At 61.2% G+C, this 23,534-nt stretch carries 20 protein-coding genes and 1 pseudogene; 13 read left to right on the top strand and 8 right to left on the bottom strand.

Translation table 11 applies throughout. The features are described 5' to 3' along the window. Positions 1 to 386 precede the first annotated feature (386 nt). From ACP7A2_RS00325 to ACP7A2_RS00345, 5 genes are all read left to right on the top strand, one after another. Positions 387 to 2,381, top strand: coding sequence for an aminotransferase class I/II-fold pyridoxal phosphate-dependent enzyme (locus ACP7A2_RS00325; protein WP_426132601.1), 1,995 nt, complete (start codon positions 387 to 389; stop codon positions 2,379 to 2,381). A 66-nt stretch (positions 2,382 to 2,447) separates the two neighbouring features. Then, entirely contained in the window at positions 2,448 to 3,260 is an 813-nt protein-coding gene (locus tag ACP7A2_RS00330) for a transporter substrate-binding domain-containing protein (protein WP_426132747.1), read from the top strand. Then, the gene (locus tag ACP7A2_RS00335; protein WP_426132602.1) at positions 3,260 to 3,964 is read left to right on the top strand and encodes an ABC transporter permease; all 705 of its coding nucleotides are present in this window, start codon (positions 3,260 to 3,262) and stop codon (positions 3,962 to 3,964) included. The genes ACP7A2_RS00330 and ACP7A2_RS00335 overlap by 1 nt, the downstream gene beginning before the upstream one ends. 7 nt (positions 3,965 to 3,971) lie before the next feature. After that, positions 3,972 to 4,670: an ABC transporter permease gene (locus ACP7A2_RS00340; protein ID WP_426132603.1), complete on the top strand. Its 699-nt coding sequence runs from the start codon at positions 3,972 to 3,974 to the stop codon at positions 4,668 to 4,670. Continuing rightward, positions 4,667 to 5,665 (top strand): DMT family transporter, encoded by a 999-nt coding sequence (locus tag ACP7A2_RS00345; RefSeq protein WP_426132604.1) that lies wholly within the window; start codon positions 4,667 to 4,669, stop codon positions 5,663 to 5,665. The genes ACP7A2_RS00340 and ACP7A2_RS00345 overlap by 4 nt, the downstream gene beginning before the upstream one ends. Here ACP7A2_RS00345 and ACP7A2_RS00350 read toward each other — a convergent pair. After that, positions 5,621 to 6,160: pseudogene (locus ACP7A2_RS00350) on the bottom strand (TetR/AcrR family transcriptional regulator); the annotation flags it as partial. The gene ACP7A2_RS00345 and the pseudogene ACP7A2_RS00350 overlap by 45 nt on opposite strands. A gap of 90 nt (positions 6,161 to 6,250) precedes the next feature. On the opposite strand from ACP7A2_RS00350, the gene ACP7A2_RS00355 reads away from it, so the two are divergent. Then, a complete protein-coding gene (locus tag ACP7A2_RS00355) occupies positions 6,251 to 7,249 on the top strand; it encodes a succinylglutamate desuccinylase (protein ID WP_426132605.1) in 999 nt (332 codons plus the stop codon). Positions 7,250 to 7,601: 352 nt separating this feature from the next. Next, the gene (locus tag ACP7A2_RS00360) at positions 7,602 to 8,366 is read left to right on the top strand and encodes an N-acetylmuramoyl-L-alanine amidase (RefSeq protein WP_426132606.1); all 765 of its coding nucleotides are present in this window, start codon (positions 7,602 to 7,604) and stop codon (positions 8,364 to 8,366) included. Between the two features lie 136 nt (positions 8,367 to 8,502). On the opposite strand, the gene ACP7A2_RS00365 is transcribed toward ACP7A2_RS00360, so the two are convergent. The 3 genes from ACP7A2_RS00365 to ACP7A2_RS00375 are packed head-to-tail and all read right to left on the bottom strand — an operon-like array spanning position 8,503 to position 11,489. Beyond that, the gene (locus ACP7A2_RS00365; protein ID WP_426132607.1) at positions 8,503 to 9,756 is read right to left on the bottom strand and encodes an EAL domain-containing response regulator; all 1,254 of its coding nucleotides are present in this window, start codon (positions 9,754 to 9,756) and stop codon (positions 8,503 to 8,505) included. Positions 9,757 to 9,765: 9 nt separating this feature from the next. Continuing rightward, the gene (locus ACP7A2_RS00370; RefSeq protein ID WP_375064329.1) at positions 9,766 to 10,149 is read right to left on the bottom strand and encodes a response regulator; all 384 of its coding nucleotides are present in this window, start codon (positions 10,147 to 10,149) and stop codon (positions 9,766 to 9,768) included. Further along, a complete protein-coding gene (locus ACP7A2_RS00375) occupies positions 10,134 to 11,489 on the bottom strand; it encodes a sensor histidine kinase (RefSeq protein ID WP_426132608.1) in 1,356 nt (451 codons plus the stop codon). Before ACP7A2_RS00375 ends, ACP7A2_RS00370 begins: the two co-directional genes overlap by 16 nt. Before the next feature lie 344 nt (positions 11,490 to 11,833). On the opposite strand from ACP7A2_RS00375, the gene ACP7A2_RS00380 reads away from it, so the two are divergent. From ACP7A2_RS00380 to xylB, 5 genes are read left to right on the top strand one after another with little or no spacing between them, the layout of a single operon-like run. Next, positions 11,834 to 13,366, top strand: a complete 1,533-nt coding sequence (locus ACP7A2_RS00380) for a sugar ABC transporter ATP-binding protein (RefSeq protein WP_426132609.1) — start codon at positions 11,834 to 11,836, stop codon at positions 13,364 to 13,366. Then, positions 13,359 to 14,336 carry an ABC transporter permease subunit gene (locus ACP7A2_RS00385; RefSeq protein WP_426132610.1) on the top strand — a complete coding sequence of 326 codons (978 nt, stop codon included), beginning with the start codon at positions 13,359 to 13,361 and terminating at the stop codon, positions 14,334 to 14,336. The genes ACP7A2_RS00380 and ACP7A2_RS00385 overlap by 8 nt, the downstream gene beginning before the upstream one ends. A gap of 34 nt (positions 14,337 to 14,370) precedes the next feature. Continuing rightward, positions 14,371 to 15,303: an ABC transporter substrate-binding protein gene (locus ACP7A2_RS00390; protein ID WP_426132611.1), complete on the top strand. Its 933-nt coding sequence runs from the start codon at positions 14,371 to 14,373 to the stop codon at positions 15,301 to 15,303. Between the two features lie 24 nt (positions 15,304 to 15,327). Then, positions 15,328 to 16,320: a LacI family DNA-binding transcriptional regulator gene (locus ACP7A2_RS00395; protein ID WP_426132612.1), complete on the top strand. Its 993-nt coding sequence runs from the start codon at positions 15,328 to 15,330 to the stop codon at positions 16,318 to 16,320. Between the two features lie 15 nt (positions 16,321 to 16,335). After that, on the top strand, positions 16,336 to 17,796 hold the full coding sequence (gene xylB, locus ACP7A2_RS00400) for a xylulokinase (RefSeq protein ID WP_426132613.1): 1,461 nt from the start codon (positions 16,336 to 16,338) through the stop codon (positions 17,794 to 17,796). A gap of 222 nt (positions 17,797 to 18,018) precedes the next feature. Here xylB and ACP7A2_RS00405 read toward each other — a convergent pair whose 3' ends face one another. Continuing rightward, positions 18,019 to 18,462 carry an Lrp/AsnC family transcriptional regulator gene (locus tag ACP7A2_RS00405; RefSeq protein ID WP_348059703.1) on the bottom strand — a complete coding sequence of 148 codons (444 nt, stop codon included), beginning with the start codon at positions 18,460 to 18,462 and terminating at the stop codon, positions 18,019 to 18,021. Between the two features lie 109 nt (positions 18,463 to 18,571). Here ACP7A2_RS00405 and ACP7A2_RS00410 point away from each other — a divergent pair, with 109 nt between their 5' ends. Further along, positions 18,572 to 19,477, top strand: coding sequence for a DMT family transporter (locus ACP7A2_RS00410; RefSeq protein ID WP_426132614.1), 906 nt, complete (start codon positions 18,572 to 18,574; stop codon positions 19,475 to 19,477). On the opposite strand, the gene ACP7A2_RS00415 is transcribed toward ACP7A2_RS00410, so the two are convergent. The 3 genes from ACP7A2_RS00415 to ACP7A2_RS00425 all read right to left on the bottom strand — a co-directional run bounded on the left by ACP7A2_RS00415 (position 19,455) and on the right by ACP7A2_RS00425 (position 23,436). Continuing rightward, positions 19,455 to 21,434: a peptidase U32 family protein gene (locus ACP7A2_RS00415; protein ID WP_426132615.1), complete on the bottom strand. Its 1,980-nt coding sequence runs from the start codon at positions 21,432 to 21,434 to the stop codon at positions 19,455 to 19,457. The two genes, ACP7A2_RS00410 and ACP7A2_RS00415, sit on opposite strands and share 23 nt — an antisense overlap. Positions 21,435 to 21,660: 226 nt before the next feature. Next, positions 21,661 to 22,041 carry a RidA family protein gene (locus tag ACP7A2_RS00420; RefSeq protein ID WP_375064349.1) on the bottom strand — a complete coding sequence of 127 codons (381 nt, stop codon included), beginning with the start codon at positions 22,039 to 22,041 and terminating at the stop codon, positions 21,661 to 21,663. A gap of 72 nt (positions 22,042 to 22,113) precedes the next feature. Continuing rightward, complete coding sequence (locus tag ACP7A2_RS00425; RefSeq protein ID WP_348059695.1) at positions 22,114 to 23,436, bottom strand: OprD family porin; 1,323 nt, start codon at positions 23,434 to 23,436, stop codon at positions 22,114 to 22,116. Between the last annotated feature and the right edge of the window lie 98 nt (positions 23,437 to 23,534).

Genomic DNA, 23,534 nt, shown 5'->3' on the forward strand with positions numbered 1-23,534 from the left:
CGTGGCGAGCGGGCTTGCCCCGCGTTGGGCTGCGAAGCAGCCCCATCACCACCGACCAAGGAGTATCTGACTCACCGCATGCTTCCTTTTCAGGGTCGCTTCGCAACCCAACGCGGGGCAAGCCCGCTCGCCACAAGATACTTATCGCCTGTTCTACCTGACGCTGATTTTTCCAGGGTGAACTCGGATTAAAGTGTGGGAGCGGGCTTGCCCGCGAATACGGCGTGTCAGTCGATAAATTTCATTCACGACCTGTTTGGCCAATAAACGACACCCCCTCAATCTTACCCATTGAACGACTGTTCAGTTTGAACTATGTTGACCGCATCCACTCGATTGCACGCAAACGGGTTCGCGCTTTTTCTTCTTGAACGAGAGGCTCTGGCATGCGGTTTTCCCCCTTCGTCGAACGAATTGCAGGGCAGGGCGTTGCCGCCTGGGACATCCACCATGCGGCCTTCCACGCAGCAAGCCAGGGCGAAGACATCATCATCCTCAGCGTCGGCGATCCTGATTTCGCCACGCCGTCGTTCATCAGCGACGCCGCCGTCAACGCCCTGCGCAGTGGCGACACTCACTACACCGAAATTCCCGGTCGCCCGATGCTGCGCGAGGCGATTGCCGCCCGCTACAGCAAGACGCTGTCACGCCCGCTCAACGCCGCCAACGTCATCACTGTCGCCGGAGCGCAAAACGCCTTGTTCGTCACCTCGCTGTGCCTGTTGCAGGCGGGTGATGAAGTGCTGGTGCTTGACCCGATGTACGTCACCTACGAAGCCACGCTCAAGGCCAGTGGCGCAACACTGGTGCGTGTGCCCTGTTCACCGGAATCGGGCTTTCGCCTCGACGCGCAGTTGCTCGCCGCCGCCATCACGCCGCGCACCCGGGCAATTTTTTTCTCCAACCCGAACAACCCGACCGGCGTGGTGCTAAGCCCCACAGAGCTGCAAGCCATCGCCGAACTGGCCATCGCGCATAACCTGTGGGTGGTGGTGGATGAGGTCTACGAAAGCCTGGTGTTCGACGGCGAATACCACAGCCTCGCCGCGCTGCCGGGCATGGCCGAGCGGTGCATCGTCATCGGCAGTTTGTCCAAGTCCCACGCGATGACCGGCTGGCGGATCGGTTGGATCGTTGCCGCGCCGGAAATGGTCGTGCACGCCGAAACCCTGGTGCTGAGCATGCTCTATGGCTTGCCGGGGTTTGTGATGGAAGCTGCCACGGCGGCGGTGCTTGCCCATGACGATGTGACGGCGGGCATGCGCGACATCTACCGCCGCCGCCGTGATCTGGTGGTGTCCGGACTCAGCACGTGCCCGGGGATCAAGGTACAGGCGCCGCAAGCGGGGATGTTTGTACTGGTGGACGTGCGCGGCACTGGCCTGGGCTCGCTGGATTTTGCCTGGCGGTTGTTCCGCGAAGCCGGGGTTTCCGTATTGGACGCCGCCGCATTCGGTGAGCCGGCCCAGGGCTTTGTGCGGCTCTCCTTCACATTGGGTGAAGACCGGCTGGCCGAAGCCTGCCAACGCATCGCCGGGTTTGTCGCCAAGCTGGCCGGCGAACCCCGTATCGCGGCGGCGCCCAGAATTGAAGCGGTGCAACCCGCCCAAGCCAGGAAAATGATTGAGGTCATCGACCTGCACAAACGCTTCGGCAATATCGAGGTGCTTAAGGGCATCTCCCTGACGGCCCACGAAGGCGAAGTGATCTCGCTGATCGGTGCCAGCGGCTCGGGCAAAAGTACCTTGCTGCGCTGTATCAACATGCTTGAAGTGCCCGACCAGGGCAGCATCCATGTGGATGGCGAAAGCATCAAGCTCAACTATGGCCGCCCCGGTGCGCCGCTGGTGGCGGACGCCAAGCAGCTGGTGCGCATCCGTTCGACCCTGGGCATGGTGTTCCAGAACTTCAACCTGTGGCCCCATCGCACCGTGCTGGAAAACCTCATTGAAGCGCCGATCCAGGTACTGCGCGAAAGCCGTGCCGAGGCCATCGAGCGCGCCGAAGCCTTGCTCGACCGCGTGGGCCTCGCCGCCAAGCGCAACGAGTACCCGGCGTTCCTTTCCGGCGGCCAGCAGCAGCGCGTAGCGATTGCCCGTGCGCTGGCCATGCGTCCCAAAGTCATGTTGTTCGACGAACCCACCTCCGCCCTGGACCCGGAGTTGGTGGGCGAAGTACTGCGGGTGATCCGCTCTCTGGCCGAGGAAGGCCGCACCATGATTCTGGTGACCCATGAAATGGCGTTCGCGAGGGACGTGTCGTCCAAAGTGGCTTTTCTGCACCAAGGCATGATCGAGGAAAGCGGCTCGCCGGACTCGGTGTTTATCGACCCACGCAGTGAACGTTGCCGACAGTTCGTCAACGCGCACCACACTCGCTAACTCCATAAAAAGACGGGGCAAATCATGAAACTGAAAGCATTGGCAAGCCTGTTGGGCTGTGCAGTGATGATGGTGGCCGCAGGTGTTGCGCAGGCTGCAGAAAAACCCATCGTGTTCGCCGTGGCAGCGGAACCCTATCCACCGTTCACCGTAAAAGGCGGCAATGGTGAGTGGTCCGGCTTTGAAGTGGACCTGATCCACAAGCTGTGTGAGGGCATGAAGGCCGAATGCCAGATCAAGGAAGTGGCGTGGGACGGCATCATCCCGTCATTGCTGGCGAAGAAAATCGACGTGATTTTTTCCTCGATGTCAGTCACCGACGAGCGTGAAAAACAGATCGCGTTCAGCCGCGCGTATTACGATTCTTTGCTGGGCGTGGCAGGGCCAAAAGGCAGCGAAGTAGAAATTTCCCCAGCGGGCCTCAAGGGCAAATTGATTGGCGTGCAAATCTCCACCGTCAGCGCCAATTATCTGAAGAAGTACTACGAAAACATTGCTGACCTTAAGTATTACGACACCCAGGAATCGGCCAATGCCGACCTCATCGCCGGGCGCATCGACTACATGATGGCCGACGACACGGCCATCGCCATGATGGTCAAAACCCCGGAAGCCAGCGGCCTGGCGCACATCGCCAGCGTGCCGTATGACCCGATCATCGGCCGTGGCGTCGGCGCCGGGTTGCGCAAGGAAGACACCGCGCTCAAGGCCCGGCTGGACAAAGCCATCGGTGAGCTGTTGGTCAGCAAGGACTTTGACGACCTGTCCCAGCATTACTTCGGCGTGTCCGTCAGCCCGTGCAAGCGCGCTGAAACCCCGGCGTATGTGAGCAAGGTCTGCGACAGCCCGTACCCGCAAATCGCCCAGAAGAGCGAATAATGTTCGAGCTCTTAAGCTTCGGCGAACAAGGGTGGGGCAATGCGCTGCTCAAAGGGTTATGGATGACCCTGCAAATCTCCGCCGGCTCCTTTGCGGTGGGCTTGTTGATCGGCCTGGTGGTGGCCTGCGCCAAACTGAGCGCGCCGCGCCCGATTGCTCTGCTGATGCGCGGCTACACGACGGTGTTTCGCGCGGTGCCCGAATTGCTGCTGATTTTGTTGCTGTATTACGCAGGCTCCATGGGCCTGAACGTGCTGATGCTGTGGCTGGGGTTTGAGCAGGTCAATATCAGCGGGCCGCTGGTGGCGATTCTGGTGTTGGGGCTGGTGCAGGGCGCCTACGCTTCGGAGATTTTTCGCGCGGCGATCCTGGCGATTCCCCACGGCCAGATTGAAGCGGCGCGGGCCTTTGGCTTGAGCGGTTTTGGCCTGTTTCGCCGGGTCACGCTGCCGATCATGGCGCCTTATGCCCTGGCCGGCATGTCGAACCTGTGGATCAACCTGATCAAGGACAGCGCCCTGATCAGCGTGGTCGGCACCAACGAGTTGCTGTACACCGCCAAGCAGGCGGCGGGCTCGACCCGACACTACTTGCTGTTCTACCTCACGGCCGCCGCCCTGTATTACCTGGTGACGCTGGCTTCCAACTACCTGTCCGGGCGCCTGGAGCGACGTATTCGTCGCTGGATGCCGGTTGTCGAGTGAGGGATTCATGCCTGAGTGGATAAGTTATTACGCGGCGCTGATCGCCAAAGGGCTACAGACTACGTTGTCGCTGCTGGCGATCTCGGCGGTGCTCGGTTTTGCCTTGGCGGTGCTGGTGGCATTGGCGCGCTTGTCACGGCGCAAATGGCTGGCCCGCAGTGCGCTGGCGTACACCAGCGTGTTGCGCGGCACGCCGCTGCTGATTCAGATCTACATTTTCTACTACGGCCTGGGCAGCGTGTTCGCGCAGTTTCCGATGATTCGCGGCAGCTTCGTTTGGCCGTTTTTGCGCGATGGTTACTGGTACATCGTGTTCGCTCTGGTGCTGTCAGTGGGCGCCTATGTCGGTGAAGTGATTCGCGGCGGCTTGCTCGCCGTGCCCAAAGGCGAGATGGAAGCTGCCTCCGCGTTTGGCATGACCCAGCGCCAGGCGCTGCTGCGGGTGCGTTTGCCACGGGCGATGCGCCTGTTGCTGCCAACGCTGGCGGGGGAGACGGTGATGCTGCTCAAGTCCACGGCGCTGGCCTCGACCATCGCCGTGGTGGACCTGCTCGGCGCGGCCAACGTGGTGCGCGCGCAAACCTTGCAGATCTATCAGCCGTTGCTGCTGGTGGCCGGTGTTTACCTGTGTTTGACCTTCCTGATTGAAGGCGTGTACACCATCGCCGAACGACGCGGCACGCCGCTGCGCAGGTCAGTCGGATGACCCAGAACCGCGCGTTGCAAGGGGTTGCCCTGTGTTCGCTGGCCTACGCGTTTCTGGCCTTGCAGGACGCTGTGATCAAGTGGCTGGTGGCCGATTATTCGGTGTTTACCATTTTGTTCTGGCGCAGCCTGGTCGTCGTCGGCGCCTGCGTCATTGCCGGGCGCATGGGGCTGTTGCGTCGTGCCTGGACCTCGGTCAACCGCAGGCTGTTGATCATTCGCGGGCTGTTGTCGTTGCTGGCCTGGCTGCTGTATTACACCGCCGCCAGGGACCTGACCCTGGCGGAAATGACCACGCTGTATTTCTCTGCGCCGATCATGGTCACCTTGCTCGCGGCGCTGATCCTCAAGGAGCGCGCCAGCCGTGGCCAGTGGGTCGCGTTGATCATCGGCTTTGTCGGCGTGGTGATTGCCTGCCGCCCGAGCAACATGGTCGACCCGTTGCCCATCGCCCTGACCCTGGCCGCCGCGTTGTGCTGGGCGTTCACCTACATCCAGCTGCGCCAGGTTGACCCGACCAGTACGGTGCTGGAACAGATGGTGATCACCAACGTGGTGTTTGTGGTCTGCATGGCCGTCACCTTGCCGTGGACCCATACCCCGGCGCCGACACCCGCCTGGCTGGGCATGCTGGCGGCGGGGCTGGTGGGGGGCATCGGTCAGTTTTTGTTGTTCGCCAGCTTCCGCCGCGCCACGGCGACGCTGCTCGCGCCGTTCGAATACACCGGGCTGATCTGGGCGTTCATTTTGTCGAGTGTGGTCTGGGGCACGCAGATGGATGGCTCGCTGATCATCGGCGCCGTACTGATCGCGGTGAGCGGCACCCTGGCGATGCTCAGCGCACGTCACCCCGAATCACAACACGTGGTCGGCGCCGAATGCTCCGTGACGCAGCCCTTGAACCCAGCAGCGGCAGATGTGCAGGCCGTTGGCGGGGCTGAAAGTACCGGGGTTGAGGCACCCTTCAAGCCAGAGCCCGTCGAGCATCGCCGATAGGCCGATAGCGGCCAGGTGGCTGTCGTGGATCACCAGGTTTTCGCTGCGGGCCAAATCGTCGAGCAGCGCCTGGATCAGCGCGAGGTAGGCGCGGTAGCTGTTTTCGTGGGACCTGTTTACGTGGGGCGAGTGGCGGATCAGGCTCCAGAACACCACCCACACACCGAGCAGGTCCGGGTCCATGACCCGCGGTGAGAAAGACGCGCTGAGGAATGCATCGAGGCGCGCGGCGGCGCCTTCGACGGGCTCGACCTGCGCCCACAGTGCGGTCGTCAGTTCGTTGGCCAGCTTGTGGTAAGTCTCGGCAATCAAGGCGTCGATGCTGCCGAAATGGTGGTTGAGCAACCCCACGGACACCCCGGCTTCGGCCGCGATGCGCCGCACGGAAATCCCCGCATGGCCGTCGCGCGCGAGGCTGGTGAGGGTGGCGGCAATCAGCAGGTCGCGGCGTTCATCGGGGTCGGCGCGGCGCAGTTTTGGAGTGTCGATGCTCACGGGTATGCCTTGGGTAAAAGTCCAGAGCGTCAAGATTAGTTGAACGTGTGTTCAATCTCTACCGATTAAATCATCAGAGGAGGGCCAGGCATGGCAAAAGACCTTTCGTGGCAAGTGGCAGGCGATGCCGGCAACGTGCTGCACATCGGCGCCTGGCGTTTTGAAGGCGCCGGCAGTGGGCCTTCGGTGCACCTGCAAGCCGGTGTGCACGCGGATGAAATCGCCGGCATGCTGGTGTTGCACCAGTTGCTGCCGCGCTTGCAGGCCTGCAAGGATCAGGGCCGGCTGCGCGGCACTGTCACCGTCGTGCCGCAAGCCAACCCCTTCGGCATCGGCCAGTTTCGCCAGGGTAAATTGCTTGGGCGTTTCCATGAAGCCACTGGCCAAAACTTCAACCGCGCCTTCGACCATTCCCTGGCCATGGAGCGCCCGGCCAGCAACCTCGCACAGTGGCAGAAAAGCCTGGTACAACTGGCCGCCAGCGCCGATCTGGTACTGGACCTGCACACCGACGACGAAGCCTTGCCCTACCTCTATATCCACCGCAGCTTTTGGCCGGAGCAGGGCCTGGCGCTGGCAGCGGCGTTGCAGGTGGACGTGGTGATTGTGTGGGACGAAGGCGGCGACGGTTCCTTTGAAGAAACCATCATCAATCACGGCGCCCCGCGTTTGGCCGCGACCATTGAACTGCGCGGGCAAGCGGACGTGAGTGACGCCCTCGCACAGCAGGACGCCGATGGGTTGTGGGCGTGGCTGTGCGTGAATGGCGTGATTGACGAAGTGGCTGCGATCAGCGAATGGCAGGGCGACGTGGTCGACATGGGTTGCATGGAAACCACGCTTGCACCCTGTGCCGGCGTGCTGGTGTTCGAGAAGGGCCTGGGGGATGAGGTCGAAGAAGGCCAGCGCTTCGCCCGGATTATCCGACGCCCCGGCGACCCCGGCTCTGAAGTGGCCCTGCACGCCGCGCAGACAGGGCGCATGGTCACTCGCCACCGTGAACGCCTGGTAGCCCAGGGTTCGGTGGTGGCCAAATTCACCGGCACGCGACCGTCCGACAGCTATAGCGGCGGCGTGCTGGATCCATAACTCAACGTGAAAGGGCTTCGACGCACTGATGGTCTGCGCATCGTTGCCAGCATTAATGACGCGCCTGAGGCTAACGCTCAATAACTCGGCAAGTGCATGCGCAGAAGCAAGTTTGCGGCTCAAGTTAGCCGGGGAGTGCAGTTATCTCGAAAAAATATAAAGAACTGTTATTCCTGACAGGTGTGGCACCTCAGTCAAACAGATACGTTAGCTAAACGCCGCCTGCCACGCGCCTGCTGCGGATTCAGTTGACGCTTCAGATCGATTGCCGCACCGCTAGCTACCACGGTGGGTTGTGATGATGAGGCCGTCTTCTAACTCACTGTTGCTGGCTTAAATAAAGGGAATTCTTATGTATAAGCTTGACACCACCACCTATCGCGCTGTTAAAGGATTTAACAGTCGAATTCGCTTTCTCTTACTGCATTACACAGCTTGCAATTTGCCAACCGCGGCAGCCGCACTTACTGGAGGCCAAGTGAGCGCGCATTACCTGGTGCCAGACCCTACCGAAAAAACCTACGTTGACGCAGGATTCAAGGGCATGACTATTTTTGGTCTGGTCGACGAAAAGGAACGGGCGTGGCATGCGGGCGTCAGCAGTTGGGCCGGACGCAGTAACCTTAACGACACATCCATTGGCGTCGAGATCGTTAGTTTGGCAGTTGATAATAAAGGGGTATTTACGTTTCCGCCTTATGACCCCGTACAGGTGAATTCAGTGATAGAACTGGCAACAGACATCCTGTCCCGCTACCCCGATATCACCCCCACCCAAGTACTCGGACACAGTGATATTTCAGCGGGAAGGAAATCCGACCCGGGGGCTGAGTTTCCGTGGAAAAAACTGCATGACGCGGGGGTTGGAGCCTGGTACGACGAGGCAACGAAGCAAAATTACGAAATGCGATTTGAAAAGGTCCTGCCAACGAACGTGGATGTCCTGGCTAAAATGAGCCGATACGGGTATGACGTTTCTGGAGCAAGCGTTCAACAAAACTGCACTAATCTGATACGCGCCTTTCAACTTCATTTTCGCCCTAAAAAGTACGATGGCGTTCTGGACGCTGAAACAGCTGCCATTCTTTACGCGCTGGTCGAGAAGTATTTTCCATGAAACGAGCGCGCAGCGTTTGGGTGAAAATGGGCGACCTCAAGGTGGCTGCCCTGTAGCCGGTTCTGGCGCTGATCAGCCGCACCAAACGCTTGAGTGCTGCCCATCGCGGCTTGATCAAAGCCTGCGCGCGCCTGATTCACGGCCCTTTGAGACGCTCCAGTAGCAGGCGTTCCAGGGTTGTGACGGGCAATGGTCGACTGAACAGATAGCCCTGAATCTGATCGCAGCCGGCCTCTTTTAAGAAGGCGAGTTGCTCCTGGGTTTCCACGCCTTCGGCTACCGCTCGCAGGTTGAGGCTGTGGGCCAGTTCGATGATGGTACGGGCAATGGCCGCGTCCTGCGGGTTGGTGGTGACTTCACGAATAAACGCGATATCGATCTTTAGCGTATCGATAGGGAAACGCCGCAGGTACGCCAGGCTTGAATAGCCGGTGCCGAAGTCGTCGATGGAGATTTTCACGCCCATGGCGCGCAGCCGCTGCAGGCTGTCGATGGTGTGCTGAGTGTTTTCCATCAGCGAACCCTCGGTCAGCTCAACCTCCAGCCAATGCGCCTCAACCCCGGTTTGCGCAAGGATGCGCGAGATATCCGAAATCAGGTCGCCCTCGATCAATTGATGGCCGGAGACGTTTACCGAGACTTCAACCGGGCCAATCTCGCCACGCTGCCACTCGGCAATTTGTTCGCACACGGTTTTGATGACCCAGCGGCCCACGGTGACAATCAGCCCGAGGCTCTCCAGTATCGGCACAAACACCGCCGGGGACACCGCGCCGTAGCCTGGGCGCTCCCAGCGCAGCAGGGCTTCAAGGGCACATATCTGGCCGCCCGCCAGTTCAAGTTTGGGCTGGTAATGCACGGTGAAGTCACCCTGGTCAACGGCCAGGCGCAGCGCCGCCTCCAGGTCCTTGCGGGCGAGGTCATGCACGTTCATGCCCGCCACCGCGCCGGTGTTTTGTTGCAGTTGCTGCTCCAGCATCAGGCTGTGGTTTTTCAGTTGATCGCCGCGCGCCTTCAGCCTGAGCAGGTTGCGCACGCGCAGCCATAACTCGACACGCTCCACCGGTTTGCTGAGAAATTCCTCCGCGCCGGTTTCCAGCCCGCTGACACGCGCGCTGGACTCGCTCAGCGCTGAAAGCATGATGATCGGGATGTTCGCCGTGGCTTCATCACTTTTCAGCTGGCTGGCGACTTCGTAGCCGTCCATGCCTGGCATCATGATGTCCAGCAGGATCAGGTCGGGCGGCTGTTGCGCCACCAGCTGCAGGGCTTCTTCGCCGCTGCTCGCAGTCAGGGTCAGGTAGCCCTCATGTTGCAACAAGGTTTCCAATAACTTGCGAACCTGGGGTTCATCATCAACGATTAATAACGTTGCGGGTTGGCTGGCCATGGAGAGGACTCATGTGAGAGGGCTGATGTTCGTTTGCAGCAAGGTGTCGATCACCTGATACAGCTCTTTGTAGCGCAGCGGTTTGATGATGTAGGCATCGCAGCCGGCCAGTCGGGTCTTCTCGCGGTCTTCTTTCATGGCCATCGCAGTCAGGGCAATCACCGGAATGTGCGCGGTCAACGGGTCCTGTTTGAGCAGCAAAGTGGCCGCCAGGCCGTCCATCCCCGGCAGTTGAATGTCCATCAGGATCAGTGCCGGTTGCTTGTCCCGGGCCAGGGTCAGGCCCGTCTCCGCATCCGCTGCCCACAGCACGCTGTGGCCGGCATTGACCAGCAGCAAGCGCGCCAGGCGCATGTTGGCCTCGTTGTCTTCGACGATCAGGATTTCGGCCATGGGGCCTCCGTGAGTGGCGCGCGATGCAGCGGCAACCACACCACGAAGCGCGCGCCCAAACCTTCGCGACTGGCCACGGCAACGCTGCCGCCATGCAGGTCGGTCAGTTGCTTGACCATCGCCAGCCCCAGGCCGGTGCCTTCGAATTTGCGCGCCAGGCTGCTGTCGATCTGGCTGAACGCCTTGAACAGCTTGCCCATGTCATCTTCGGCAATGCCAATGCCCGTGTCGCTGACGCTTAACTCCAGAAAACGCTGGTGCGTACTGGGTTGCAGCGCAAAGCCGTGGGCCGGCCAGTCTCCGGGAATCTGCCCGACCTGCTCGCGGTCCACTTCGCGCACCGCCAGGGTCACGCTGCTGCCGTGTGCGCTGAACTTCACCGCATTCGCCAGCAGGTTGTAGACGATCTGCTTGGTCTTGCGCTGGTCCAGTTCCAGGCTGCCGACATCGTCTGCGTATTCGAGCTTGAGCTGGATGCGTTGCAGGGCGGCCTTTTCGCGCACGATCAACAGGCTGTTGGCCAACAGCCCCGCGAGTTCCACTGGCTCCAGTTCCAGCTCCATCATGCCGGCCTCGACCTTGGACAGGTCGAGAATGTCGTTGATCAGCGACAACAGATGCTGGCCGCTGGTGAAGATGTCGCCAATGTATTCGCGTTGAGTGTCGCTCATGTCGCCGACCAGGCCATCCTTGAGCGCCTCGGAAAACCCGATCACCGCGTTCAGTGGCGTGCGCAGCTCATGGGACATGGTCGCGAGGAATTCCGACTTCATGCGGCTGGCGTGTTCGAGCTCCAGGTTTTTTTCTTCCAGCGCACGTTCGAAGCCTTTGCGCTCGGCTTCTTCCTGTTTGCGCGCGGTGTTGTCGGTGCCGATCAGCAGGTAGCCGATGATCGTGTCATGCCGGTTGCGCAGGGCGGTCACCGAGACCATCGCCGACAACCGACTGCCGTCCTTGCGGATGTAGGTCAGTTCGTAAATGTCTTCGATGCCCCGTGAGGCCTTGAACACCAGCGCTTCGAAGCCTGGGGTGATGGGCGTGTCGAGTTCCAGGCTGAGGGCGTCGGCGCGGGTGATCAGTTCAACAGGGTCGGAAATATCGGCAGGGGTGATGCGGTTGACGACGTCGGCGGCGGCATAGCCGAGCATGCGTTCGGCGCCGACGTTGAAGATTTGAATAACGCCTTTTTCATCGGTCGCAATGCTGGAGAAGTACGCGCTGTTGAAAATCGCGTCTTGCAGGGCACCGGTCTTGAGCAGGGTTTTCTGGCGTTTGAATTCGACTATTTTTTCAGCCCGCGACTGCGGTTCGGGCGGTTGGTCGGTTGAGCGTGTATCCATCGCAAGACATCCGTGCACTTCAGGCCCGCCATCGTCAACAGAGGATGGCGCAGAGCATGCTCACAGAAGGTCGCGCGAGCGCGACGAGGAGGAGATGAGGTCTTTGGACAATAGCAGACATTATGACGTTTTGAGCATTGAAGGTGTCCATCTGCCAGCTTAATCCACGGTCATTTACCATTCCTTGCGTGCAATGACCGATTTTTCCGGCCTTGCGACTTAAACGCATGATGAAACGTTTCATCAGACGATAAACGGCGCACGCAAGCGCTTGCGTAAGGAAATGTAACTGACTAGAGTCGGCGGCACTCGACTACAAAAATAATAATGCCAGGAGCTCATCCATGAGCCTTGAACCCTTGCTTGAGATGCAGGGCATCAGCAAAACCTTCAACGGGTTGCGCGTGCTCAAAAATGTCGGCCTGAAGGTCTACCCAGGTGAAATCCACGCCTTGATGGGTGAGAACGGCGCCGGCAAATCGACCTTGATGAAAATCCTCTCCGGCGCTTACCAGGCCGACCCCGGCGGTGAAATCCGCATTGACGGCCAGCCCGTCGCCACCTTCAATCCCGCCACTGCCAAAGCCCTCGGCATCGCCGTGATCTATCAGGAACTGAGCCTGTGCCCGAACCTGAGCGTGGCCGAAAATATCTATTTGGGCCGTGAACTGCGGCGTGGCTGGACCATCGATCGCAAGGGCATGCAGGCCGGTTGCGAGGAAGTGCTGCAACGCCTGGGTGCTGAATTCAAGCCCGCGACACGGGTCAGCAGCCTCTCGATTGCCGAGCGCCAGTTGGTCGAAATTGCCCGTGCCCTGCATGGTCAGGCCAAAATCCTGGTGATGGACGAGCCGACCACGCCGCTGTCATCGCGCGAAACCGACCGCCTGTTTGCATTGATCAAACAACTGCGCAGCCAGGGCCTGGCGATCATCTACATCAGCCATCGCATGGCCGAGATTTATGAGTTGTCCGACCGGGTTTCAGTGCTGCGCGACGGCCAATACATCGGCGAGCTGACCCGCGATGCGCTGTCGGCCGAAGTGCTGGTGAAAATGATGGTGGGCCGCGACCTCTCCGGTTTCTACAAAAAGGAGCACGCCGCCTACAACCCCGGAAACGTGGTGATGCGCGTGCGTGACATGGCCGACGGCAAGCGCGTGCGCAACTGCAGTTTCGACCTGCACGCCGGTGAAGTGCTGGGTATTGCCGGGTTGGTGGGGGCAGGGCGTACCGAGCTTGCGCGGTTGATTTTTGCTGCCGACCCGCGCACCAGCGGCACCCTTGAAGTGGTCGGCAAGAGCGTTACCCAACTGCGCACCCCGGCGGACGCGATTCGCGCCGGCGTGGTGTACCTCACCGAAGACCGCAAGGCCCAGGGCCTGTTTCTCGACATGAGCGTGGCGGACAACATCAATGTCTGCGCCTGTGTGCCGGACGCACATGCCGGTGGCGTGCTCGACCGTGGCCACGCCTTGCAGCGTTCGACTGACGCGATCAAGTCGCTGTCGATTCGCGTGGCGTCGGGCAAGGTTAACGTCGGCGCATTGTCCGGCGGCAATCAGCAGAAAGTGCTGCTCGCGCGCTTGCTGGAGGTCAAGCCGCACGTGCTGATTCTCGACGAACCCACACGCGGCGTGGACATCGGCTCCAAGTCCGAGATCTACCGCATCATCAATCAACTGGCGCTGGCCGGTGTGGGCATCGTGGTGATTTCCAGCGAGCTGCCGGAAATCATCGGCACCTGCGACCGTGTGCTGATCATGCGTGAAGGCCAGTTGGTCGCCGAAGTCGGCGGGGCGTCCGGCCACGTTATTTCCCAGGAACGTATTATTGACCTCGCCACCGGTGGCGATCAGGTGGTTGCCAATGGCTGAGTTAAATGTTGCAACAGTAGGTAAAGCTGAGCGGGTTCGCGAGTTGATGCGCACGGTCGGCATGCTGCCGGTGCTGATCCTGTTGCTGGTGGGTTTCGCCCTGGCCAGCGAGAACTTCCTGACCGTGCAGAACCTGTCGATCATCACCCAACAGGCCTCGGTCAATGTGGTGCTGGCGGCGGGCATGACCTTCGTAATCCTTACGGCGGGCATCGACCTGTCGGTGGGCGCGATTCTGGCGGCGTCGGCGGTGGTGGCCCTGCAAGCCTCGATGTCGCCGCAATTCGGCATGTTCGGGATTGCCGCCGGCATCGGCTTCGGCCTGTTGCTCGGCCTGGTCAATGGCGGCTTGATCGCCTTCATGCGCCTGCCACCGTTTATCGTCACCCTCGGCGCACTCACCGCCATGCGCGGTCTGGCGCGCTTGCTGGCCGATGACAAAACCGTGTTCAACCCCGATCTGCCGTTCGCGTTTATCGGCAATGATTCTGTGCTCGGCGTGCCCTGGCTGGTGATCATCGCCGTGGCCGTGGTGGCGCTGTCGTGGTTCATCCTGCGCCGCACGGTGATGGGCGTGCAGATCTATTCGGTGGGCGGCAACCCCGAAGCGGCGCGGCTGTCGGGGATCAAGGTGTGGAAAGTGCTGCTGTTCGTCTACGCCATGTCCGGTGCCCTCGCCGGGCTCGGCGCGGTGATGAGCGCATCACGCCTGTTCGCCGCCAACGGCCTGCAACTTGGGCAATCCTACGAGCTGGATGCGATTGCTGCGGTGATCCTCGGCGGCACCAGTTTTACCGGCGGCGTCGGCACCATCGGCGGCACGCTGATTGGCGCGCTGATCATCGCGGTACTCACCAACGGCCTGGTGCTGCTGGGCGTATCGGATATCTGGCAGTACATCATCAAAGGCATCGTGATCATTGGCGCGGTGGCGCTGGATCGTTATCGCCAGTCCGGTGCGCGGACTTGAATTCACTCAAACAACAATCACAAGAGAGACCCGCATGAACGTCAAACGCCTCTTTCCCGTTATCGCCCTGGCTGCCCTGATGTCCCAGGCGGTCGAAGCCCGTGAATTGAAAGCCCTGGGTATCAGCATGGGCTCGCTCGGCAACCCGTACTTCGTGACCCTGGCCGACGGCGCCACGGCCCGCGCCAAGGAGCTGAACCCCAACGTCAAAGTCACCTCGGTGTCGGCGGACTATGACCTGAGCAAGCAGTTCTCGCAGATCGATAACTTCATCTCGTCCAAGGTCGACCTGATCCTGATCAACGCGGTCGACCCTTCGGCCATGGCCTCGGCGATCAAGAAAGCCCGCGACGCCGGTATCGTCGTCGTTGCTGTGGATGTAGACGCCAAAGGCGTGAACGCCACGGTGCAAACCGACAACGTCGAAGCCGGCAAACTGGCCTGCCAGTTCCTGGTGGACAAGCTCTCGGGCAAAGGCAACGTAATCATCCAGAACGGCCCGCAAGTCACCGCCGTCACCGACCGCGTAAAAGGCTGCAAGGCGGCACTGGCCGGTGCGCCGGACATCAAGGTGCTGTCCGATGATCAAGACGGCAAAGGCTCGCGCGAAGGCGGCTTGAACGTGATGCAGGGCTACCTCACACGCTTCCCGAAAATCGACGGCCTGTTTGCGATCAACGACCCGCAAGCCATCGGCAGCGACCTGGCGGCCAAGCAGCTTAAACGCAGCGGCATCATCATTACCTCGGTGGACGGCGCGCCCGACATCGAGAATGCGCTGAAGACCGACACGCAGATTCAGGCCTCCGCCAGCCAGGACCCGTGGGCCATGGCGCAAACGGCCGTGAACGTGGGCAATGACATTCTCAATGACAAAGCCCCGGCCGAAGCGGTGACCCTGCTTGCGCCAAAACTGATCACCCGTGACAACGTCGGCAGCTACAGCGGCTGGTCGAGTAAACGTTGAGTCACTGAAAAAGGGAGCAGCGCTGTGGTCACCACTGAGGACGTGGCAATCCGGGCGGGGGTCTCGACCTCAACGGTGTCGCACGTGCTGAACGGCACCCGCAAAGTCAGCCCGGCCACGGTGCAGGCGGTTCAGCGCGCGATTCAGGAACTGGGTTACATCCCCAACACCCTGGCGCGCTCGCTGGCCCGTTCCAGCACCAGCACGATTGGCGTGGCGATTTCGGCGCTGTCCAACCATTACTTCAGCGAAACCGTGCATGCCATCGAAACCGAATGCGCCAAGCACGGCTACATGATGCTGTTTGTGGACACCCACGACGACCCGGAGCAGGAGCTGCGGGTGGTTACAGCGCTGCATCACCGGCGCGTTGACGGGATTTTACTGGCGCCGTCCACCGGCTCATTGGCCCTGGAGTATTTGCAGGCCAACGAGATGCCGACGGTGCTGGTGGACCGCATGACGAGCGAGCGGTTTGATCAGGTCGGCGTGGAGAATACCCAGTCCACCCAGGCGCTGGTCGCGCATTTGATTGAACACGGGCACCGACGCATCGGTTTTATCGCCGGGCGTGCGGGGCTGGGCACTACCGATGAACGCGTGGCCGGTTATCGCACCGCGCTGCAGGCGGCAGGCCTGGCATTCGACGCGCAGTTGCTGGTCAACGGCGGCTCCAACAGCCAGCCGGCGCGCGTTGCAACCGCACAGCTGTTGGCGTTGCCGTTGCCGCCCACGGCGATCATGGCGGGCAATAACCTGATGACGTTAGGCGCCATGCATGCCCTGCGTGATGCACACATTGAGGTGCCAGGGCAGATGTGCCTGGTCGGCTTTGATGATTTTGACTGGGCGGATTTTTTCGTGCCGCGCCTGACCCTGATCGCCCAGCCGGTCAAGGCGCTGGGCGCTCGCGCGGTGCAGATGTTGTTGCAGCGCATGGCAACGCCAGACGCGCCGACCCAGAGCGTGCGCCTGGCGCCGAACCTGCAACTGCGTAACTCATGTGGCTGTATCTGATTGGAAGACTTGCGTATGAACAGCCCCGTATCCCTTGGCATTGACCTCGGCACTTCTGAACTCAAGACGATCCTGATGGATGCCCGCGGTGCCGTATTGGCTCACGCCGGTGTGCGCTTGAACGTCTCGCGGCGCCAGAGCGGCTGGTCCGAACAAACCCCCGAAGACTGGTGGCAAGCCTGTTTGCAGGCGCTGGACGTGTTGCGCGCCCATGAGGCTTTTGGCCGGGTGGCGTGCATTGGTCTGTCCGGCCAGATGCACGGCGCGGTGCTGCTGGGCGCCGATAATCGTGTGTTGTACCCGGCGATTTTGTGGGATGACTCCCGCGCGGTCGCCGAAGCCGAATGGCTTGGATCAGGCTTTGCCGATGTCACCGGCAGCCTGCCCATGGCGGGCCTGACCGCGCCGAAACTGCTGTGGCTGCAAGCGCATGAGCCTGACGTGTTCAAGGCGATTGATTGCGTGCTGTCGCCCAAGGATTACCTGCGGCTGCGCTTGAGTGGCGAGCGCATCAGCGAGATGTCGGACGCTGCCGGCACGCTGTGGCTGGATGTGGCGCGGCGCGAGTGGTTTACGCCGATGCTGCGTGCCACGGGGCTGACGCCTGCGCAGATGCCGAGGCTGGTAGAAGGCGGCGCGGCCAGTGGCCTGTTAACCGCCACCGGGTTGGGTTTGTCGCCTGAGGTGGTCATCGCGGGCGGTGGTGGCGATAACCCGGTGGCCGCCGTGGGCATCGGCGCGATCAACGCCGGTGACGGTTTTATCACCCTTGGCACCAGCGCTGCGATTGTGGCGATTACCGATCGCGCCGCCGGCAACCCGGCCAGCGCCGTGCACAGTTTTTGCCATGCATTGCCAGACCGCTGGTACACCATGGGCGCCATGCTTGCCGGCGCCAGTTGTTTGCGCTGGGTGACACGGCTCACCGGCACGGCGGATGAACAGACATTGTTGGACCAGGTGCAGGCGCAGCTGCCAATCACCCAACCCGTGCCGCTGGACACGCCGTTGTTTCTGCCGTACCTCGCCGGTGAACGCACGCCGCACAACGATCCCTTGTTGCGCGGCGGCTTTATGAGCCTCGGCCACGACTGCACACCGGCGATGCTCGGGTATGCGGTGATGGAAGGCGTGGGTTTCGGCCTGCTCGACGCCCTGCACGCAGTGCAATCGGCGGGCGCCGACGTAGGGGCTTGCGCCCTGGTTGGCGGCGGAGCGCGCAGTGAATACTGGGCGCAGTTGCTGGCGAATGTCCTGCAACGGGAGATTTTCACGCTGCACGGCAGTGAATTGAGCGCGTGCATTGGCGCGGCGAAGCTGGGGTTTGTATCGATCGGGCAGGGCGCGGAGTTGCTGCAAGCGGGGCTGCCGGTCAAGGCTCGGTACTGGCCGGATGTGACGCAACAGCCAGTGTTGCAAGCGCGGTATCGCAAGTTTCGGGGGTTGTTGGCGGCTGCCGCAGGGCTGCATGACTGAGGCGCTGGCAAGCGGGCTTGTTGTGGCGAGCGGGCTTGCCCCGCGTTGGGCTGCGCAGCGGCCCCAAACCTGACGATGAAATATATCTGGAAAAACGCGGTGACTATTTTGGGGCTGCTGCGCAGCCCAACGCGGGGCAAGCCCGCTCGCCACAACAAGCCCACTTGCCACAACAGGCGCCCACTTGCCACAACAAACCCGCTCGCCACGGTGAGCGGCGGATCACTCATCCGCCAACGGCGGCAACCGGCGCTTTACCGGGGTTTTCTTGACGATGGCGGTGTTGGTTTCGGCGTAGGCATTGAGGCGGTCGAGCAGGGTGTCCAGCTGTTCCATGGTGCGCACATGCAAACGCGCGATGAAGCAGTCCTCGCCGGTGACCTTGTCGCACTCGGTAAACTGCGGGATCGCCTGGATCTGGCGTTCCACTTCCTGCAATTTGCCGGGCAATGGCCGAATGCGCACGATGGCTTGCAGCAGGTAGCCGAAGTGCCTGGGGTCGATGTCGACGGTGTAGTGGGTCAACACGCCGCGCTCTTCAAGGCGGCGCAGGCGTTCGCCGACGCTGGGCGAGGACAGCCCGGTAATGCCTGCCAACGCCTTGAGCGACAAGCGCGAGTCGTCCATCAGGGCGGCGATGAGTTGCCTGTCGATAGTGTCAATCATGCTGTATGCCTAATAAGAAAAGGTATTTGCCGGGTTTTGCCTTTTTTTGTCGCTGGAGCCGGCTGTGTGCAGATTGCCATAATTGGGCCTCACTTGAGGAGCATAAAACGTGGACACATCTATCCGTCGCGGGTCGTGGGAAATGATCGCCGCCATGCTGATCTCGGGCACCATTGGCTGGTTTGTGCTGGTGTCGGGTGTGTCGGTGATCGAAGTGGTGTTCTGGCGTTGCGTAATTGGCGGGCTGACGCTGCTGCTGGTGTGCGCGGTGCTGGGTTACCTGCGGCTGGACCTGTTGACCTGGGCCAGGTTCGGCCTGGCCATGCTCAGCGGCGTGGCCATTGTCGGCAACTGGCTGTTGCTGTTCGAATCCTATTCCCATGCCTCGATTGCTATCAGCACGGCGGTGTACAACGTGCAGCCGTTCATGTTGGTGTTGCTGGCGGCGGTGTTCCTGGGTGAACGGATCACCGTGCAGAAAATGGCCTGGTTGAGCGTCGCGTTCCTGGGCATGTTGGCGATTGTTACCGCCCACAGTCAGGCGCATAGCAGTGGCGAAAATTACCTGGCGGGTATCGCGCTGGCCCTGGGCGCAGCGTTTTTGTACGCGATTGCCGCGCTGATCATCAAGCGCTTGAAGGATGTACCGCCGCATTTGATGGCATTGATCCAGGTGACCACTGGCGCGCTGTTGCTGGCGCCGCTGGTGCCCTGGAACAGCCTGACTGCCTCGACGAATGCCTGGGCGGCGCTGGTCACGCTGGGGGTGGTGCACACCGGTTTGATGTACGTGTTGCTGTATGGCGCGATCCAGAAGTTGCCAACGGCCATCACCGGCGCGCTGTCGTTTATCTACCCCATCGCCGCCATCTTCGTCGACTGGTTTGCCTTCGGCCATCGCCTGGGCTGGCTGCAATGGCTGGGGGTGGCGGCGATTCTGCTGGCGGCGGCCGGGTTGCAGCGGGGCTGGTGGTGGCCCCGCTCCCGGCGGGTTAGTGCGTGCCCTGGAAGATAATATTTTCCGGGTTGAAATGCTCCACAGCGCTGCCCGGCTGCGGCAGCCCGAGGATATGCCCCTTGATCTTGCCGACCACGTGCATTTCGCAAGGCTTGCAGTCGAACTTCAGGGTCAGGACTTCATCGCCGTGGATCAACTGCATCGGCGCCACTTTGGTTTTCACGCCGGTCACGCCCTTGGCCTGTTTCGGGCACAGGTTGAACGAGAAACGCAGGCAGTGCTTGGTGATCATCACGGGCACTTCGCCGGTTTCTTCGTGGGCTTCGAAGGCCGCATCGATCAGCTTCACGCCGTGACGGTGGTAGAAGTCACGCGCTTTCTGGTTGTAGACGTTGGCCAGGAACGACAAGTGCGCTTCCGGGTAAACGGGCGGCGGTGAGGTTTCGGCTTTACGCCCACCACGGGGGTGAGCGGCGACGCGGGCGGCGGTCAGCGCTTCGATCACTTCGCGGCGCAAGGCCTTGAGCTGCGAGTTGGGGATGAAGAACGCTTGCGGTGCATCCAGTGCGATGCCGGTGGCGTGGTACTCGGTGGTACCGAGTTGGCCGAGCAGGTCGCGCAGGGTGTCCAGCGCTTGTTCGGGCTTGTTGGCCACGCCGAACGGGCCGGGCAGGGTGACGCTGGCGCTGATGCCTTCTTCGCTGGTCGCGGTCACGTCCAGGCCTTCTTCACGCAGGCGTACCGCCCAGGACAGGCCAATACGGCGCTCGGCAGAGGTCTTCTGCAAGGCCTGTTGCCAGTTATGGTCCAGGTTGCGGTTCAACGGATGGTTGGGGCGCAATTGATGCAGGCCGGCCGGCATTTCGTTGGGCTCGACGCGGTAGCGGTAGCGCTTCTCGCCGTCTTCCTCGAACTCGCCTTTAGGCTCGGCAATGTTGGCGCGGAAGCCGACGACTTCGCGTTTGACCAACACATTGAGGCCGTCGCCATTGGACAGCGGCTCGTGGGTCACCACTTGCAGGTCGCGCTTGCCGGCTTTTTCCACCACGCCTACCGGCAGGCCGGTAAAGGTCGGAGTGTCAAAGGCGCCGATGTCGATCTTGCGGTCGCTGACAAAGTAGTCGGTGCTGCCCCGGTGAAAGGTTTTTTCCGGGTCCGGCAGGAAGAAATGCGCGGTACGGCCGCTGGAAGCGCGGGCCAGGTCCGGGCGGTCTTCGAGGATTTCGTCGAGGCGCTGGCGGTAATAGGCGGTGATGTTTTTCACATAGCCCATGTCCTTGTAGCGACCTTCGATCTTGAACGAACGCACGCCGGCTTCAACCAGCGCACGCAAGTTGGCGCTCTGGTTGTTGTCTTTCATCGACAGCAGGTGCTTTTCAAAGGCCACGACGCGGCCCTGGTCATCTTTCAACGTGTACGGCAGGCGGCACGCCTGGGAGCAGTCGCCACGGTTGGCGCTGCGGCCATTTTGCGCGTGGGAGATATTGCACTGCCCGGAAAACGCCACGCACAGCGCGCCGTGGATGAAGAACTCGACGGCGGCCTCGGTTTCATCGGCAATCGCGCGGATTTCCTGCAGGTTCAGCTCGCGGGCCAATACCAACTGCGAGAAACCGGCCTGGTCGAGAAATTTTGCGCGGCCCAGGGTGCGAATGTCGGTCTGGGTACTGGCGTGCAGCTCGATGGGCGGAATATCCAGCTCCATCACGCCCAGGTCTTGCACGATCAATGCGTCAACGCCGGCGTCGTACAGCTGATGGATCAGCTTGCGCGCCGGTTCCAGCTCGTTGTCATGCAGGATGGTGTTGATGGTGGTGAACACCCGGGCGTGGTAACGGCGCGCGAATTCCACCAATTGAGCGATATCGCTCACCTCGTTACAGGCGTTATGACGGGCGCCAAAGCTTGGGCCGCCGATGTAGATGGCGTCGGCGCCATGCAAGATAGCCTCGCGCGCGATGGCAACATCACGGGCCGGGCTGAGCAATTCCAGGTGGTGCTTGGGCAAGGACATAGTTTTTTTAGTCAGGCTTGTCACGGTTGAGGCGCGCATTGTAGCTGTGAAATGCCTGACCGGCATCTACCGCAGGGCTGTGGGGCGCAATGCGGCAAGGCAGCGCCGATTCAATGTGGGAGCTGGCTTGCCTGCGATGCGGGCGGCGCGGTCGTTCAGCAACCTTGCGGTGAGGCAATCGCAGGCAAGCCAGCTCCCACAGTTGATCGGCAGTGGTGATGAAAACTCAGGCCTTGGCAGCCATCGCGGTGACTTCCACGCGCATGCCTTCCACGGCCAATGCGGCCACACCCACGGCTGCACGCACCGGCCATGGCTTGGCGAAAAAGCGCTTGTAGACGTCGTTGAACGCGGCGCGATCGGCCATGTCGGTGAGGTAGATGGTCAGGTGCATCACACGGTCCATCGAACTGCCGGCTTTTTCCAGTGCGACTTTCAGCGCCTGCAGGGTGCATTCGCTTTGCAGGGTGATGTCGCCCAGTTCCAGGCTGCCGTCGGCGCGCGTCGGGATTTGGGTAGAGACCAGAATACCGTTGAAGCCGATGACGTCGGAGGAGATCGAGTCGGCATCCGGATCGGGGGTGAAGGACAGGTCGTGGTTGGCCATGGGCGCCTCTTGTTTACAGGAACAGAAAGGCGCCCATGGTCCGCGAAAATCACAGCAGGGGCAAACTGCCGGTCACAGCAGGGTGAACGGGTAGTCGACGATCAATCGCAGCTCATTGAGTTTGCCATCGCCCTGATCGGCGTTCGATGAAATCATGGCGTCACGCACACGGAACGAAAGGTTCTTCGCCGGGCCGCTTTGCAGCACATATTTGGCCTCCACGTCGGTCTCGTGGTGGTCGCCATCGGCGCCATAGTCGCCGACATACGCGCTGTTGGCCGGGGTGTGGGTGCCGTTGATGTCCGAGCCATTGACGTAGCGGGTCATGAAGCTCAAGCCCGGCACGCCGTAGCTCGCCATGTTCAGGTCATAGCGCACGCCCCAGGACTGTTCGCCCGGGCCGTTGAAGTCGCCCCACTGGATCGAGTTGGCCAGCAGCACCGAATCGCCGCCTTCACCCGCGCCGTTGTTGCCGGTGCCGATGTAGTCGAACGGCGTGTCGCCGTGCACTTTCTGGAACGACAGCGTCAGGGTGTGAGCGGCCAGGAACGAGTAGGCCGCCGCCACCGAGTAGGTGGTGTTGTTGATCGCACCGGCCTTGGCGCTGCCGGTGTCGAGGGTGCGGTACAGGTTGCCGTCCAGTGCCAGCGACTGGTCATGGCCCATCGGGATGACGTAGTTGAGGTTGGTGTAGTACTGGCGCCAGATGTCTTCCAGTTCGCCGGCATACACCGTTGCACTCAGGGACGGCGTAAAGGTGTACTTGCCGCCGACGAAACTCGCGCTGTTGGCCGCCACATTGGCGTAGGTCGCGTAGATATCGTGGTCATGGTTGCTGGTCATGCCGCTGTTGGTGCTGGTGAAGTGCCCGGCCTCCAGGTCCAGCCCGGCGATTTCGCTGCTGGTCAGGTCAAAACCGGTGGCGGTCTGCGGCAAAATACGCGTGCCACCGGTGGCGAACACCGGGGCAGTGGGCTGCATGTCACCGAATTTCAGTTGTGTCTTGGAGACCTTGATCTTCACCGCAGCGCCGACGGAGCCGTAGCCATCTTTGGGGTCGCCGTTGCGGTCGGTCGGCAGGTTGCCGGTGTTGTTGTCTTCGTGGGTAGCGTCCAGCTTCATCGCGCCGTAAGCGTAGGCATCCACGCCAAAACCGATGGTGCCCTGGGTGAAGCCCGAGGCGTAGTTGAGCATGGCGCCCTGGGTCCAGTCACGGTTGTCGGCCTTGCCGCTCTGCCGGTCCCGGTCAAAATAGTAATTACGCAACAACCCGGTGACACTGCTGCCTTCAATAAAACCCTTGGAATCCGCCTGGTCGGTGACGGCGTCGGCGAGGGCGACTTGGCTGATACCGGCGCACACCGCCAGTGTTAACAGGCTCCACTGTTTAATCATGTTTTTACTTCCCCGGAATAATTAACGCGCGCACAGAAACACCGCACTTTATTTGGATAATGCATCGGTTTTTTGGGCAGGGTTTTGAAGTGAGGCGT

The sequence above is a fragment of the Pseudomonas sp. PWP3-1b2 genome (assembly GCF_049896045.1).
Lineage (GTDB): Bacteria > Pseudomonadota > Gammaproteobacteria > Pseudomonadales > Pseudomonadaceae > Aquipseudomonas > Aquipseudomonas antarctica_B.

Bases quoted from the DNA above. Each gene is read 5' to 3' on its own strand.
- ACP7A2_RS00325 (WP_426132601.1), top strand. From the start codon at position 387: ATGCGGTTTTCCCCCTTCGTCGAACGAATTGCAGGGCAGGGCGTTGCC.
- ACP7A2_RS00330 (WP_426132747.1), top strand. From the start codon at position 2,448: ATGATGGTGGCCGCAGGTGTTGCGCAGGCTGCAGAAAAACCCATCGTG.
- ACP7A2_RS00335 (WP_426132602.1), top strand. From the start codon at position 3,260: ATGTTCGAGCTCTTAAGCTTCGGCGAACAAGGGTGGGGCAATGCGCTG.
- ACP7A2_RS00340 (WP_426132603.1), top strand. From the start codon at position 3,972: ATGCCTGAGTGGATAAGTTATTACGCGGCGCTGATCGCCAAAGGGCTA.
- ACP7A2_RS00345 (WP_426132604.1), top strand. From the start codon at position 4,667: ATGACCCAGAACCGCGCGTTGCAAGGGGTTGCCCTGTGTTCGCTGGCC.
- ACP7A2_RS00355 (WP_426132605.1), top strand. From the start codon at position 6,251: ATGGCAAAAGACCTTTCGTGGCAAGTGGCAGGCGATGCCGGCAACGTG.
- ACP7A2_RS00360 (WP_426132606.1), top strand. From the start codon at position 7,602: ATGTATAAGCTTGACACCACCACCTATCGCGCTGTTAAAGGATTTAAC.
- ACP7A2_RS00365 (WP_426132607.1), bottom strand. From the start codon at position 9,756: ATGGCCAGCCAACCCGCAACGTTATTAATCGTTGATGATGAACCCCAG.
- ACP7A2_RS00370 (WP_375064329.1), bottom strand. From the start codon at position 10,149: ATGGCCGAAATCCTGATCGTCGAAGACAACGAGGCCAACATGCGCCTG.
- ACP7A2_RS00375 (WP_426132608.1), bottom strand. From the start codon at position 11,489: ATGGATACACGCTCAACCGACCAACCGCCCGAACCGCAGTCGCGGGCT.
- ACP7A2_RS00380 (WP_426132609.1), top strand. From the start codon at position 11,834: ATGAGCCTTGAACCCTTGCTTGAGATGCAGGGCATCAGCAAAACCTTC.
- ACP7A2_RS00385 (WP_426132610.1), top strand. From the start codon at position 13,359: ATGGCTGAGTTAAATGTTGCAACAGTAGGTAAAGCTGAGCGGGTTCGC.
- ACP7A2_RS00390 (WP_426132611.1), top strand. From the start codon at position 14,371: ATGAACGTCAAACGCCTCTTTCCCGTTATCGCCCTGGCTGCCCTGATG.
- xylB (WP_426132613.1), top strand. From the start codon at position 16,336: ATGAACAGCCCCGTATCCCTTGGCATTGACCTCGGCACTTCTGAACTC.
- ACP7A2_RS00405 (WP_348059703.1), bottom strand. From the start codon at position 18,462: ATGATTGACACTATCGACAGGCAACTCATCGCCGCCCTGATGGACGAC.
- ACP7A2_RS00415 (WP_426132615.1), bottom strand. From the start codon at position 21,434: ATGTCCTTGCCCAAGCACCACCTGGAATTGCTCAGCCCGGCCCGTGAT.
- ACP7A2_RS00420 (WP_375064349.1), bottom strand. From the start codon at position 22,041: ATGGCCAACCACGACCTGTCCTTCACCCCCGATCCGGATGCCGACTCG.
- ACP7A2_RS00425 (WP_348059695.1), bottom strand. From the start codon at position 23,436: ATGATTAAACAGTGGAGCCTGTTAACACTGGCGGTGTGCGCCGGTATC.